At 64.6% G+C, this 15,180-nt stretch carries 9 protein-coding genes; 4 read left to right on the top strand and 5 right to left on the bottom strand.

What is annotated here, in order from left to right; translation table 11 throughout:
• Positions 1–138: 138 nt before the first annotated feature.
• Positions 139–1,668: a threonine ammonia-lyase, biosynthetic gene (gene ilvA / locus ACXWUF_RS07755; protein ID WP_458494099.1), complete on the top strand. Its 1,530-nt coding sequence runs from the start codon at positions 139–141 to the stop codon at positions 1,666–1,668.
• A 47-nt stretch (positions 1,669–1,715) separates the two neighbouring features.
• Here ilvA and ACXWUF_RS07750 read toward each other — a convergent pair whose 3' ends face one another.
• A complete protein-coding gene (locus ACXWUF_RS07750; protein ID WP_458494098.1) occupies positions 1,716–4,913 on the bottom strand; it encodes a DUF748 domain-containing protein in 3,198 nt (1,065 codons plus the stop codon).
• 162 nt (positions 4,914–5,075) lie between these two features.
• On the opposite strand from ACXWUF_RS07750, the gene ACXWUF_RS07745 reads away from it, so the two are divergent.
• On the top strand, positions 5,076–5,615 hold the full coding sequence (locus ACXWUF_RS07745; RefSeq protein ID WP_458494097.1) for a ferritin-like domain-containing protein: 540 nt from the start codon (positions 5,076–5,078) through the stop codon (positions 5,613–5,615).
• Positions 5,616–5,713: 98 nt separating this feature from the next.
• On the opposite strand, the gene thrC is transcribed toward ACXWUF_RS07745, so the two are convergent.
• From thrC to ACXWUF_RS07725, 4 genes are all read right to left on the bottom strand, one after another.
• Positions 5,714–6,805, bottom strand: coding sequence for a threonine synthase (gene thrC / locus ACXWUF_RS07740; RefSeq protein WP_458494096.1), 1,092 nt, complete (start codon positions 6,803–6,805; stop codon positions 5,714–5,716).
• Positions 6,806–7,153: 348 nt separating this feature from the next.
• Positions 7,154–9,853 carry a PKD domain-containing protein gene (locus ACXWUF_RS07735; RefSeq protein ID WP_458494095.1) on the bottom strand — a complete coding sequence of 900 codons (2,700 nt, stop codon included), beginning with the start codon at positions 9,851–9,853 and terminating at the stop codon, positions 7,154–7,156.
• A gap of 91 nt (positions 9,854–9,944) precedes the next feature.
• A complete protein-coding gene (locus tag ACXWUF_RS07730; protein ID WP_458494094.1) occupies positions 9,945–10,124 on the bottom strand; it encodes a hypothetical protein in 180 nt (59 codons plus the stop codon).
• Positions 10,125–10,332: 208 nt separating this feature from the next.
• Positions 10,333–10,599, bottom strand: a complete 267-nt coding sequence (locus ACXWUF_RS07725) for a hypothetical protein (protein ID WP_458494093.1) — start codon at positions 10,597–10,599, stop codon at positions 10,333–10,335.
• Positions 10,600–10,870: 271 nt separating this feature from the next.
• Between ACXWUF_RS07725 and ACXWUF_RS07720 the strand changes: the two genes are divergently transcribed.
• Positions 10,871–14,437 (top strand): response regulator, encoded by a 3,567-nt coding sequence (locus ACXWUF_RS07720; RefSeq protein WP_458494092.1) that lies wholly within the window; start codon positions 10,871–10,873, stop codon positions 14,435–14,437.
• 181 nt (positions 14,438–14,618) lie between these two features.
• The gene (locus tag ACXWUF_RS07715; protein ID WP_458494091.1) at positions 14,619–15,128 is read left to right on the top strand and encodes a DUF1269 domain-containing protein; all 510 of its coding nucleotides are present in this window, start codon (positions 14,619–14,621) and stop codon (positions 15,126–15,128) included.
• The last annotated feature ends 52 nt before the right edge of the window (positions 15,129–15,180 follow it).

Here is a 15,180-nt window from a genome sequence, read left to right as displayed (position 1 = left end):
GAACCCCTGTCTCCCGTCGCCCCCGCGGGCTTCGACTCCGCTCAGGACAGGCTCAGCCAACGGGAGCGACGGGAGACCGTCAATTCCGGGAAGATTTTTTCGGCCAAACGCTTAGCCCATTTTTTGGATTTGAGATTGATGCTCCATAAATACATCGAGCGCATCCTGCGCGCACGGGTCTACGACGTAGCCATCGAAACACCCCTGGATTTCGCGCCGGGCCTCAGCCGCCGGTTCAACAATTCCATACTGATTAAGCGGGAAGACCTGCAACCGGTATTTTCCTTCAAGCTGCGCGGTGCCTACAACAAAATCGCCGGGCTGTCCGACGCCGCCCGGCGGGCCGGGGTCATCGCCGCCTCCGCTGGCAATCACGCGCAAGGCGTGGCGCTGTCGGCCCGGCAACTGGGCATCCGGGCGCTGATTGTCATGCCCTGCACCACGCCCGGCATCAAGGTGGACGCGGTGCGCAACCTGGGCGGCGAAACGGTGCTGCACGGCGATTCCTACGACGACGCCTACGAACACGCCCTCAAACTGGCGGAAGAACAACAACTCACCTTCGTCCACCCTTACGACGACCCGGAGGTCATCGCCGGGCAGGGCACGGTCGGCATGGAAATCCTCCGCCAGCATCAAGGAGGTATTCACGCCATTTTCGCCCCCGTCGGCGGCGGCGGGTTGATCGCGGGCATCGCGGCCTACGTCAAGTTCGTGCGGCCCGACATCAAGATAATCGGCGTGGAGCCGGACGACGCCGATTGCCTGAACCGGGCGCTCCGGGCCGGACGGCGGACGATGCTGAAGCAGGTGGGCCTGTTCGCCGACGGCGTGGCGGTCAGGCAGGTGGGCAAGGAGCCGTTCCACATCGCCCACCAGTACGTGGACGCCGTGGTGACGGTCAGCACCGACGAGATTTGCGCCGCCATCAAGGACATCTTCGACGACACCCGCTCCATCGCCGAACCCGCGGGGGCGCTGGGCGTGGCGGGCGCGAAGAAATACGCCGAGACGACCGGCATCGAGAACCAATACCTTATCGCCATCGAGAGCGGCGCCAACGTCAATTTCGACCGGCTGCGCCATGTGGCCGAACGCGCCCAGGTCGGCGAGCGGGGCGAATTGCTGATGGCCGTCACCACGCCCGAACGGCCCGGCAGCTTCCTGGAATTCTGCCGCGTGCTGGGACGGCGCGGCGTCACCGAGTTCAACTACCGCTATTCCGACGACAGCGCCGCGCATTTGTTCGTGGGGGTCAGAATCGGCGGTGGCGGAAAGGATGGCGAGGCGTTGCTGGAAGAACTGCGCGGGCGGGGCTACCAAGTCCTCAACCTGGCGGGCAACGAATTGGCGGTCGAGCATATCCGCTACATGGTGGGCGGGCACGCGCCGAAGCTGCTGAACGAGGTGGTCTACAGCTTCGAGTTCCCCGAGCGGCCCGGCGCCCTGCTGAATTTCCTGGAGGCCATGAGCGGGCGCTGGAACATCAGCCTGTTCCACTACCGCAACCACGGCGCGGCCTTCGGGCGGGTGCTGATGGGGATTCAGGTGCCGAGACAAGAGCGGAAGGTGTTCCGGCAGTTCCTGGAAACCGTGGGCTTCGCCTATCGGGAGGAAACCCATAATCCGGCCTATCGGCTGTTCGCGGGCGCCAGCGAGCGGGGCTGAGGGTTCTCGCCAGACCGACTCGGTTTTCGAAACCGAGTCGGTCTTCCTCACGACCCGCTCAAGCTCAAGAACGCTTTGATCTCCCGGTCTCCCGGCTCATCCAACCGCACATCCAGCAAATAAATCCGCTGGTCCGAAACACCCGCCCGTCGCACCAGATAATCCCGGATGCTCTCTCCCCGCGCCTGGGCCAACAGGCGCAGGTCGAGCTCACTCACGGCCCAGCGCTCCAGCGCCTTGCGCCGCGCCAGTTGGAAATCCGGCTCGGCCAGCAGCGGCTTTTTCGCTGTGGCCAGCGCCTTGGCTTCCGGCTCGTCCGGGTGGCTCTGCCGGTAGAACTGGATGAACAGCCGCCGGTAATCCTGCTCCGCCAGCTCAATCGCTTCCGAACCCCACACCCGCTTCCCTAGTCTGCGCAATTCGATCCGCCGGTCGTTCTTAAGCCGCTCAAACAGGGCACGCTCCGCCAAGGCCAGCCGGTCCTGCCGCACGTCGGCCATGCCCCGGATGTCCAGGCTCAAGTGCGGGCGCAGCTTGAGGGCGTCCGCCAGCACGCCCAGCTTGGATTGCTGATCCGTCGCCAACGCCGCCTCGCCCGGCTGGAATTTCACGTAGCCCAAGTCCTCGTCCTCCCTGTCGATGAGATTCCCAAGCAGGGCGAACGGCGAACCCACCAGCTTGGCGATGAGTTGCCCGAAGGCGTCCGCGTACAGGCCGCGCAGGCTGAACTTGGGATTGTCCAGCCGCCCGCTGATGGGCAGGTTGAGGTCGATCTTGCCCGCCGAGTCCTTCATCAAGGCCACCGCCAAATCCACCGGCAAGGTGGTGGCCGTGGGGCTGTCCACCCGCTCGCCCAACACCAGTTGGTCCAGCACCATCCGGTTGCCCGCCTCCAACCGGCCTTGGTGCAGGCGGTAGCGCAAGTCCATGTCCAGCTTGCCCTTCTCGATGCGATAGCCCGCGAACTTGCTGGAATATGGCGATAGCGTGGTCAGGTTCAGCCCTTTGAAGGCCAGCACGATGTCGGCATGGTCGCGGATATGGGCGGGATTGAGTTGCCCGACGATCTTCACCGGGGAATTGTGATTGATGCGGCCTTCCAAGCGTATCTCGGCCTGGGCGTCGGGCCGCGAGGTCAAGCCCCGCACGTCGCCGTTCAGATGGCGGATGTCCACCATGAACTTGGGTTCCAGCGTCTCGTCCTCGAAATCCATCCCGCCATCCACGATCCGCAATACGCCGATGACCACCGGCCAGGCTTCGCCCGGCGGCGAATTGGCGGGTGGGGTGGGCTTGGCGTCCTTCACGTCGGCGTTGAACAAATCCCGCGCCAGATTCAGCCCGCCCGCCTTGGTGATGACCACCCGCGCCTGGGCCTGTTCGGCGGACAGCGTGCGGATCGCGACCTGCCTGGGCTGGCTGTTGACCGTCAGCCCGTCCAGCCTGAGGGACTTCCAGCGGACGACATCCTTGCGCTCCTTCCGGTCCACCGTCGCCAGATCGACGACCTCGGCGCCGCCGGAAAAATCCAGCTTGAATTCCGGGTCGGCCAGCACGCTGACATCGCCCCATGCATTGAGCAGCCCCCGCGCCAAGTCCACGCCCGTGTAGCGCTGCCAATAGGGCTGGAAGCGCCGCAGCCACAGCGTGTCCACGGCGAAATGGAAATTGGCTTGCGCAGGATTGAGCTTGGCCTCCCCGTCCAGCGTGATGCGGCCCCGCTCGCCCGCGCCGGTGTCCAGCCGGTAATGGAATAGGTCGCCCTGCCCGGTGCTGAAATTGGTCAGCGTGAAGGCGGCGGACTCCAGATTCAGCCGCACGGGTGGCTCCACGGTTTCGTCGATCAGCGCCACGGAATAGCCGTCCAGCCGGATTTCCCCGACCCGCAGGCTCCACGGCGGGGCGGGCGAGGCTCCGGCCTCGGCGTTCGCCTCGACGGCCTGAATCGGCAGCGGCGGCAAGCCCCTTGCTTGGATGCGGCCATCGGCCAGTTGCCGCAGGTCCATTTCGGCCCGCGCCGACACCACGGAGCCGATGCTTATCGCCTGTTGTTGAAGCGAGCCGTCGATTCTGGCGACACGCAGACTGTCGAGCCGGACGGCGCGGGGCGGGTCTTGCGCGGATGCGGGGGTGGGCGCTGGCCCGGCGCTGGATTGCGGCGGGGCTTCCAGCGGACCCAACGCCAGCGCGTCCTTGAGTTCCGCCGCCTCCAGCCGGAAGCGCTCCTTTTCCAGATCGTAGGAAAGCCCGCCCGTCGACAGCGCGGCGATTTTCAGCCAAGGCGTCACCACGTCCCGCGCCTTGGCCGAACCGAGCGTCAAGCGCCGGTCCGTCAGGGAAAAGGCCAAGCCGCCGGATTCCACCGCGCCGATGTTCACCCAGTGCGGCGGCTCATTCCGCATCGCCAATTCCAGCCTCTCGCCCTTGCCCGTCCCGGCGCGAAGGTCGAAGCGGGGCTTGCCGCCGTCGGCGCGGAGCGCGTAAGCCGCGTGGGCCTCCACCTTGCCCGCCCGGAACCTGACCGGCGAATCCGGTGCCAGCCAATCCAGCCAAGCCGCCGGACTCACGCCCGCCACGTCCAGCGTGCCTTCGGAAACGAGCGGCGCGAGTGAAAGCGTGCCATGGGCGGCGACGGTTTCCCGCGCCTCGCCCTGGGCCTTGAAATCGAACCTGGCCTTGCGGTCAGTTTCCAGGCCGAGGTTTTCCAGGTTCAGCGCCACGTTTTTGAACGCCACGGCGAAGGGCTGGCTGCGGGAAGCATCCCGGAATTCCACCCCGCCGCGCGCCACGGCGAAGCGCGTGATGAGGAAGGGCGGCGGGACGGCTTTGTCACCGCTTTCACCGGCGGGAGCCAGCGCCGCGAAATTGAGCTGGCCGCGTTTGTCCAAGGCCGGGCGCAAGACCGGCTCGATGGCCTGCCCACTCATGGTTAGCCGCCGCTGGGCGAGGGACGCCAGGCCATCGACATCGACGGACAATTCCCGGCACGCCGCCAGTTCTCGCCCGGCTTTGTCCTTCAACGCAATGCCGTGGGCGACCAGCGCGAGGCGGAAGGGATTGAGCGCCACCTCTTCCGCCGTCAGCGTGGCACCGATGGATGCCGACAGGCGGGGCAGAACTTGGGCGCGGATCAAATAAGGCGTCAGCAGGAAACCCACCGCCGCATAAATAACCAGCAGCGCCGCGCCGACGGCCAAAACGATGCCAAGTTTGCCGACCTTGCGTGGCCGTGCCGTGATTGCCATGCCTCTGAAGTCCATGCCGCCGATACCGGGGAAGGATTGTACGTCAGGATGGGCGGGCGGTTCGGCGTGAGTCCTCCGCCCAATGCGCCTCGACTTTTTTGCCGGAAACCCTGTCATACCGAGTAACTCAGCTTTTTTGTGACAGGCAGCGAGGAACCCAGCATGGCGGACTTATCCTTTTTCACCGACATCAAGACCCTGCGCGACCGGGCGCGGCGGCATATCGAGCAGGGTGCAGTGACGTTTGGCTACAAGGCGGATCGGGAGATTGTCCTGCGCCTGTTGAACGAGGCTTTGGCGACGGAACTCATTTGCGTGCTGCGCTACAAGCGGCATTATTTCATGGCGAACGGCCTGTTCGCGCAGACGGTGGCGGCGGAGTTTTTAGAGCACGCTCACGAGGAGCAGGAACACGCCGACCAAATCGCCGGGCGCATCGTGCAACTGGGCGGGGCACCGGATATGTCCCCGGAGGGGATGCTCACCAAGAGCCATGCCGAGTATGTGGAGGGGGATTCGCTGCTGGATATGATTAAGGAAGATTTGGTGGCCGAGCGGATTGCCATCGACAGCTATCGGGAAATGATCGACTACATCGGCAACGACGATTCCACCACGCGGGCCATGCTGGAATCCATTCTGGCGACCGAGGAGGAACACGCGGAGGATTTGGTGAGCTTGTTGAATGAGTTGGGGCGGTGAATAGAGGTGGCTTATCCGGCGTGAATCCACCGTCGCCATGCTGACCAGGGTGGGTCGTGTGGTGATTAAAACCTTCCGACCCACCCCGCTCCTGCCTGCTACATCGCCGCCAAAATCGCCCCCTTAACCGCGTCCAGCGTCGCCGCGATCTTGCTCGGCTTCACGTCGCACTGGCCGATGGCGGTGTCGGGGTCTTTCAGGCCCATCCCGGTCAGCGTGCAGACAATCGTGCTGCCCTCGGGAATCTTGCCATTCTTGATGTCGAACAGCGCCCCGGCCACCGATGTGGCGGACGCCGGTTCACAGAAAATGCCTTCCTTCTCGGACAACAGCTTCTGCGTCGCCAAAATCTCCTCATCGGTGAACGCCGCGAACCAGCCGCCCGATTCCTTCCGCGCGTTCCAGGCACCGTCCCAGGATTGCGGGCGACCGATGCGGATGGCGGTGGCGACGGTCTCCGGGTTGTCCACCGGCTCGCCGGAAATGAACGGCGCGGCACCCGCCGCCTGATAACCACACATCACCGGGCGGCGGTCGGTCACGGGCGCGTGGGTGGCGGTGCCCAGCGCGTATTCCGTGTAGCCCTTCCAATAGGCCGTGATGTTGCCCGCGTTGCCGACCGGCAGGCAGTGGTAATCCGGGGCGCGGCCCAAAGCGTCCACGATCTCGAAGGCGGCGGTCTTCTGGCCCTCGATGCGGAACGGGTTGATGGAGTTGACGATGGTGACGGGGGCGTGGTCGGCGATTTCCTTCACGATGCGCATCCCGTCGTCGAAATTGCCCTGGATTTGCAGCACCTTCGCGCCGTGGATCATGGCCTGGGCCAGCTTGCCTAAAGCAATCTTGCCGTCCGGGATCAGCACGAAGCAGGCGATGCCGGCCCGCGCCGCGTAAGCCGCCGCCGCCGCCGACGTGTTGCCGGTCGAGGCGCAGATGATGGCGCGGCTGCCCTCCGACACGGCCTGGGTGACGGCCATGGTCATGCCCCGGTCCTTGAAGGAGCCGGTCGGGTTCAGCCCCTCGAACTTGACGTAAATAGCCACGTTCTTGCCGATCAGCTTGGGGATATTGGTCAGTTGGATCAGCGGCGTGTTGCCTTCGCATAAGGAAATGATCCGGGTATCCGGGCCGACCGGCAGGCGGTCGCGGTAGTGTTCGATGAGTCCGGTGTAGCGTGTCGATTGAGTCATGGGTGTGGTTGGGGGGACTAAAAGGATTAATCAAAAAGAGGCGGCAATATTACCTTACTTGCCCGTTGCTGGTTCCCAAGCCCCCCGCTTGGGAACCCATTTCTTGGTAGCTCTGCCTCCCAAATCGCTTAGAGCGTTTTCATCTTCCCATGGGCGAGCAGAAAGGCCGTGGGAGCGGGCTTCAGCCCGCGACAGCCAAGCCTGATCGTGGGCTGAAGCCCATTCCCACCACCGTACACTCGATCCCAAATCGCTTAGCCCAACTCCCAGCCATTTGCGGCCTGGGGAAGCCAGTGCCTCCAAAACGGGGTTCCCAAGCGGGGGCTTGGGAACCAGCGAATCAGCGGTTTAGCGTTGGACCCGAAACGCCCCGTCAGTGACGTCGCAGCGCGTGGCTTTAGGCAAGCTGGCCGGGCCGCACAACCGCAGTTGCACCGCTGTGCCGACTTGGGCCTTGGCAACTTTCCAGGTGGTTTGCCCGCTGTTCTTCGCAGTTTTCAGCGAGGTCCATTTGACGCCATTCTTCGAGAACTGGAGCTGCAAGTTGGCTTTCGGCCCGACACCGAAGGATTGCCACCGCACCGGCACGACTTGGCCCACCCTCAAATTCTCGCCGCCATTGGGCGAGAGCAGCGTCAGCGGGGTTGGCGTTCTGGCGGCAATCGCCACCGTGTCGGGCGCGCTCGCCAGATTGCCATCGCTGACGGTCAGGCTGAACACATAGCTGCCAGCGGCTTGGGGCGCAAAACTGGGTTGGGCGGTATTCGCCAAGCTCACGGCGGTGGGACCGGACACTTGGCTCCAGACGAAGCTCAGCGGATTGGGACCGTTGTCCGGGTCGCGGCTGGCGGTGCCGTTGAGTTCGATGGCCGTGCCCACGGTCGCTGTTCGATCCGGGCCAGCGTCCGCCGCCGGGGCTTGGTTGGTCGGGACAGACACGGCGCTGACCACCACCGTCACCGTGTCGGCGGCGCTGGTCAGGTCAGAGTCGTTGATCGCGAGGCTGAACACATAGCTGCCCGGCACGGTGGGCGTGAAGCTGGGTTGGGCGATATTCGCTAAAGTCACGGAAGCTGGGCCGGCGGTTTGGCTCCAAACGAATGCCAGCGGGCCGTTGTCGGGATCGGCGCTGCCGCCGCCGTCGAGGCTCACCACATTGCCGACCACCACCGCCCGGTCGGGACCAGCGTTCGCCACAGGCGCTTGATTCTGGCCAGCCGCCACGGCGCGGACGGGCCGGGCCGGTCCCCATTCCAGCGGATGGCCGCGCAAGGTGCCCCGCGCCGCCAAAATGTGGTCGCCAGTCGCGGGCGGATTGAAGACGAAATGGCCGGTCGAATCCGCCGGGGCCACGGCGGGGGCGTCCAGCGCGGTGGCGTCCTCGAAGGCCACTTCGTCCACGTACCAGCCCCGGCCCGGTCCGGGCGAGAAGAAGGTGAAGGCGCGGCGGTTCGGAATATCGAAGCTGAACCGGACACGAATCAGCCGCCCCGCGAAGTTATCCAGGGCGATGGCGCGGGGCGTGAAGCCGGCTTCGACCGGAAAGCCGCTGTCATTGCCGAACTGCGTGTAAACGTCGCGCCAGGCGTTGCCCCCGTCCAGGGAGACTTGCACGCTGGCGGCTTCGGACGTGGTCGCCAAGGCCAAGCGGCTCTGGAATTTCAGCGTGGCCTTGAGGCCCGGCATCAGCCAGCGGTCCAGGGTCAATAGCTGGCGCTTGGACTGGGCGTCCATCAGATGATAGGCGCGGCGTCCGGCGGCGGCGAATTCGTCGGTGTCCACGCGATAGCCGGGCGTCGTGTCGGGTTCCAAATTGCCCAGGCCGGTTTCGGCGCCTTGCACGGCGGTGAAGGCGCTCGCGTCGGCATGGAGCCAATCGAAGCCATCGGCGGCGGGCACCACGCCCTGAATGGTGTAGGGGTTGTTCCGGCCCACGGCGGGCTGATCCGCGCCCGCGACTTGGGGCAGCACGCTGTCGGTGTCGGGCCGGTCGGGGTCGAACAGGGTGACATCGTAGGCGAAGTCCCGCGCTTGGCCGCTCACCCGCACGTTACGCACGCTGACTGAAAACATGGCGTCACCGTTGACGATGGGTGCGGGATCGGTCAACAGGGCGTCGCTGGTCCGCCAGACCAGGGTGTTTTCGCCGATACGATCCGCGAGTGGCTCCACAGAAACCGGGACGTCCGCTCCACCGCGCCGCACGCTGACGCTGGCTTGGCTGAAATCGGCGCTGGGATAGGACAGCGACCAGCGCGGGAAAGCCAAGTTATAGGGAATATAGCCGGGCGGCGGCCAAGCCACGAAGTCATCGCGGGTGACGGGACGAAGATCGCGGATGTGGCTGTCCTGCACCCAGACCGTGTTGGCGGGAAGATGATTCTGGGTGCCATCGCCCGCCACGTCGCCCAGGCCCATTTCCTGGGTTTGCGGATACAGCAGCCAGCGCCGATGGCCCACCGCCGCGTTGTTGTCGCCCTCGTCCTGCATCTGGCCGAAGGTGATGGCCTCGGGTCCGGCATACCCTAAGCTGAGGTTGGATTTGCTGGCGGCGTCGGCGCCGTCCGCCGTGTGGCAGGCCCAGGCCGAATCGGGGAAGTGGCTAAGCGCGTTTTGGGCGCTCATCATCAGCGCGGCTTGCTGGGCCTTGGCGTTGAGCGTGTCGTTGAGCGTCACCGCCGCCGGGACGCCCGCCAGGGCGCGGAGCATGTTGATGCGCAGCAACCCGGCGTCCCGGTAGGCCGGGTTGCTGGTGCCCGCCGCGCACCCGGTCAGGTTGCCGGTCCAGTTCATGGGGACGTTCTCCGAGGCGTGGAACAGGGCGTTATAGAAGTTGCGGACGGCCTCGCGCTGGCCGGTATCCACCGACAGGCCCGGCGCAATGTCCGCCGCCTGGAAGGTCGCGGAGGGGCGGGCGTAATTCCGTGGGGGACTCTCGATGGGGGTGTCGGGGAAGGTGAGCGGGTCATCCAGTTGGACCGACGCCGGGGCGGTGCCGATGAAGGCGAGCAGCCAGGGGAGGGTGAGATAAAGAAGGCCCGGTTTCATGCTGTCCTCGGGGTGGGCGGCGGGCCGTTCATGCTTCGATACCTCAGCACGAACGGCCCGCCGCGTAAGTCCTGTTGTTGTTTGTTACCCATCATGCCGCGACTGGGCGCTCAGGCTCGAATGGCTTGGGATTCCGGGTTTCATGCGGTACGCCGGATTGGCGCTCTCGCGCTTTCAGATCGTCAAAAATCCTATCCAGATCGAAATTAAATTCGGCGGCGTATTCCTGACGGAGTTTCCTGATTTCTTCGACAATGGGATCGTTGGTCATGGCGGATTTCCGGTTAACTCTTCTGGTGTGCAAATAACTGGCGGAGTAATGCCACGGATACGAAACCAAGCCTCCACCTTGGGGCGCGTCGCCGCGTTTGCGATATGGGCGCAATTCCAGGTCAGCAGATAATCGGCACCGTTGGTGGCCGCCATGGCGATGTGAACAGCGTCCGCCGCAGCGCTTTCCGGGACGAGCCTTGCTGCCACTACACTAATTGCTTGGCAAAATTAAGCGCTATCTGGGAAACCGCAATGCGCTTCACGCCCTCAAGATAGCTTAAGCGGCGGGCGGCGGCGGACACATCTCCTCTCGAAGCCTCGACAACCACTAGCTCCGACACAATCAACTCATACCTGCTCCGGCATTGCCACCATTCGTGGGTGATTTGCTGGTGGGCCGCAATAATTAAGTCCCGGCTCGGCTTGGCAGCAAGATAACTGATGATGGATGTTTCTACATAGACGCTATTCATAGGAACAAGTCCAGATGGGTTCTAAGTTGGGTTCTAAGTTCGGCCAGTTTAATAGGCTGGGTTAAGCGCAACGGAACCCATCGCCGTTTATAGGGTGGGTGAAGGCGCACATTCCGAAAGATTCGATATTCCGGTTGGCTTCGCCGTGCGCCCAACCCACCCTACAAAATCCCCGCCCGCCTCGTCCAGCCCCAGCAAATCTCAGCGCCACAATGCATCAACCCAGCTAAGCTAAATGTACATGTTTTGATTCTAACCACGGTCCCCGGCCATGCCCTTCTCGCCCGCCTCTCCCCCCGTGACGACGCCCGTTCCGCCCTGCCCCCGCCGCACCCTGGTGGCCGTGACGGCCATGATCGCGCTCACCGAAACCTTGGCGATGCTGTTGCTGGACCTGGCCCGGCAGCAGGGCATGAGTCCGCCCTTCTGGTTGGAAATCACCCTGGACGCGGTGGCGATGGCCCTGCTGTCGGGGCTGGTGCTGTGGTTCGCGTGGATCAAGAACCTCTACCTGGGACTCGCGCAAGAGCGCAGCCAAGTAGGGCGGGAACAACGCCTGAACGCCGACCTCAAGCGGGCGCTGGATGAACACGCCCTGGTGACCATCACCGACACCACCGGGCGGCTGATTTTCGCCAACGAAAAATTCTGCCGGGTGTCCGGCTACACCCAGGAACAACTGCGGGATGGCGGACAGATTCCCGCCGAAGCCCTGCCCCGCCTGGAGGATGTCTGGCCGACGATCAGTCAGGGCAAGGTGTGGCATGGCGAGTTTCAAATCCGGCGCCAGGACGGTGGCCGTTACTGGGTGGACACCACCATCGTGCCGTTTCAGGACGAGCGGGGCGAGCCTTGCCAATACGTCGCCATTCACCGCGACATCACCGCCCAGAAAGCCCAGGAAGATGAACTCCTACGCCTGCGCATGGCGGTCGAGGCCAGCGCGGACATGATCCTGCTGACGGACGCCGACGAGTCCATCAAGTACGCCAACCCCGCGTTCTGCCGCTTCACCGGCTGGGACAAGGCCGACGTGATAGGCCGGAAGCCCGCCATCCTGAAAAGTGGCCGGACCTCGCCCGCCACTTATGACGCCATGTGGATGGCCTTGAGCCGGAACGAGTCCTGGAGCGGCCACCTGCTGAACCGCCGCAGGCCCGGCACCGCCGTCCGGCCCAGCCTGTCCGCCTCGGCCAGCCGGATTCTGAGCCGCCGCAAGGACGATCCGATTGTGGTGGACGGCCCGGGCGGCGCGCCGGACCCTGATCTTTATTGGGCGGGACTCACCATCACCCCCATCTGTGACGCCGCCGGGAAACGGCTGGGATACGTCTCCATCCAGCGGGACATCAGCGACAAGGTTATCCAAGAGGAACGGCTGGCCTTGAGCCGGATGGACGCGGCGGCCCGCCTGACGGTGATGGATATTCTGGACCGCCCGCAGCCGCTCAAAGAGCGGTTTGAGTCGGTGCTGGAAGCGCTGTTCGCGTTGCCTGATCTGGACTTGCAGCAAAAGGGCGGGATTTTCCTCAAGCGCCTGGACGGCCAGGGCTTGGACATGTTTGTTTTGTCCGGCGAGTTCAGCGAAGCATTCGTCCACCGGGAGCGCTGCGTCCCGCTGGGCGCCTGTTTGTGCGGGCGGGCGGCGGCGTCCGGGGAGTTGCTGGTGTCCGAGGATTGCTTCTGCGATCCGCGCCACGAACACCAGTATGAAGGCGCGACCAACCACGGCCACTACATCGTCCCGCTGATGGCGGGCGGCGAGGCGCTGGGCGTCATGTGCCTTTATACCGAACCCCATCCGCACCTGGATGCCGAGCGCCTCGCGATGCTCAAGCAGTTAGGCGAGAACCTCGGTCTCGCCGTTCTTCAGGAACGCGCCCGGCTGGCCCTGGAAGCGGCGCGGGACGCGGCCTTGAGCGCCTCCCGCCAGAAAAGCGAATTCCTCGCCAACATGAGCCACGAGATACGCACCCCCATGAACGGCGTGCTGGGGATGCTGGAACTCTTGTGCCGCACGCCGCTCACCGCCCAGCAGCGGGAATGCGCCGAGACGGCGGCGGGTTCGGCGGAGACGCTGCTGAGGATCATCAACGAGATTCTGGACTTCTCCAAGATCGAGGCGGGCAAGCTGGAACTGGACCACACCGATTTCAACCTGCGGACGTTGATCGAGGAAACCAGCCTGTTGCTGGCGGGTTCCGCCCATGCCAAGGGGCTGGATTTCAACTGCTTCGTGGATTCGGACATCCCCGCCCGGGTGGCCGGCGATCCCATGCGGCTGCGCCAAGTGTTGAACAACCTGATTGGCAACGCCATCAAGTTTACCGCACGGGGCGAGGTGTCCGTCGAGGCCGACAGCGTGGCCCTTGACGAGAAGCACATCCTGCTGCGGGTGGACGTGAGGGATACCGGCATCGGCATTCCCGATGACGCCCTGGCCCGGCTGTTCCGTCCGTTCGAACAAGCCGACGGCGCCACCACGCGGCGGTTTGGCGGCACCGGGCTGGGTCTCTCCATCGCCAAGAGCATCGTCGAGGCCATGGGCGGCATGATCAAGGTGGAGAACCAGCCGGGCGGCGGCTCGGCCTTCCGGCTCACCGCCAAGCTGGAAACGCGCCCCGCCCAGATGGCCGACCAAGCCCGGAGCCTGCCCGGGCGGCGGATATTGATCGTGGACGACAACGCCACCAACCGGCACATTCTGAAGCGCTTCCTGATGGACTGGAGCGCAGAGGTGGAAGCCGCCAGTCATGCCCTGGAGGCCATGGAGATACTGTTGGCGGCGCACCGGGACCGGCGGCCCTTCGACTTGGCCATTCTGGACATGCAAATGCCGGAGATCGACGGCCTGATGCTGGGGCGCATCTTAAGCCAGGACGAACGCTTCGACCGCCTGCCCCGGGTGCTACTTAGTTCGGGCGGCGCGGTCAATGACAAACAATGCGCCGACGCGGGCATTGGCCGCACCCTGACCAAGCCGGTGCGGCCGTCCTATTTGTTCGACGCCTTGGTGTCGGCGCTCGACGAGGGCTGGGGCAAGGCTCCGGAGACCGCGCCGAAGCCCGCGCAATCATTGCCCAGGTTCGCCGGCCGCCGAATCCTGCTGGCCGAGGACAACGTGGTGAATCAAAAGGTCGCGCTGAAAATGTTGGAGCAATTCGAGGTCAGCGTGGACCTGGTGGCCGACGGCCAGGACGCGCTGGCGAAACTCGAACGGAACGCTTACGACCTGGCGTTCATGGACTGCCAGATGCCGAATTTGGATGGCTACGCCGCCACCCGCGCTTGGCGGGCGCGGGAGAGCGCCTTGGGCCGGTCGCGCCTTCCCATCGTGGCCTTGACCGCCAACGCCCTGGAAGGCGAGCGGGAAAAATGCCTGGGCGCGGGGATGGACGGCCATCTCGCCAAGCCGTTCATGCTGGATGGGCTGGCCCACATGCTATCGCGGTGGCTGCCTTCCGCCGCACCGCCCGTGACCGCCCCACTCGCCGCCAGTCCCAGCGCGAATTCGGTCTGGGATGCGGCAACCACCTTGGAACGGCTGGCTGGCGATGTGGAGCTACTGGAAGAATTGAAGACCTCGTTCATCGACGAGGCGGCAGCGCGAATCCTCGAATTGACGCCCGCGCTGAATCAGCCCGCCGAGACCATCCGCCAAATCGCCCATTTGCTGAAAGGCATGGCGGGCCATTTCTTCGCGCCGGAGGTCACGGCAGCCGCCATCGAAGTGGAGCGCCAAGCCAAAACCGGCGCCATCGCCCCGGACGATCCGCGCATCGCCCGCTTGGTCGAGGCGGTGGAGCGCTTGATGCGGGCCATGCGGGAACCCGCCTGAACATCCCGCGCCCGCCCTGCGACGCTGGAGTCCAACGCTTGCTTTGGACTCCAGTTTCCGCTCCCCCACATCACCTAAAGAACATCCGGCGCTGGGGAACGGTCCAATAGGACATTGGCCGCGCCCCGCCCGCAACCTGCGGCGTCTTTAGGGCGGGTCCGAACTCCGTGGAGGTGGAATCATGATGAAGCGCATCCATTTCTTGGTCCCGAACATCGAGACGACCCACCAGATCGTGGCCGAACTGTTATTGGCGGGCGTGGAAGAGCGGCATGTCCACGTCCTCGCCAAACGGGACACCCCGCTCGAAAATTTGCCCGAGGCCACGTTCCTACAAAAGACTGATTTCCTGCCCGCACTGGAACAGGGCGCCGCCATCGGCGGCATGACCGGCATGATGGCCGGGCTGGTGGCCGTGGCCTTGCCCACGGGACTGGTGCTGGGCGGTGGCGCGGTGCTGGCGATATCCCTGGCCGGCGCGGGCCTCGGCGCTTGGTGGTCCAGTTTGATTGGCGCGAGCGTCGGCAATCGCCGCGTTAGGGATTACGAGGCCGCGCTGGAGCGGGGTGAATTGCTGGTCATGGTGGATACGCCCAAGGAGCGCGTGGAGGAGGTGGAAGCGCTGGTCAAAAGGCACCATCCCGAGGCGGAATGCGAAGGCGTCGAGCCGTTCGTGCCGCCATTTCCATAAGGTATTAGAGCGTTTTCAACATGAGTGCACGGCAGCGAAAAAGGCCGACTCG

The organism is Methylomagnum sp. (assembly GCF_054333355.1).
This window is presented reverse-complemented; position numbering and strand designations above follow the sequence as displayed.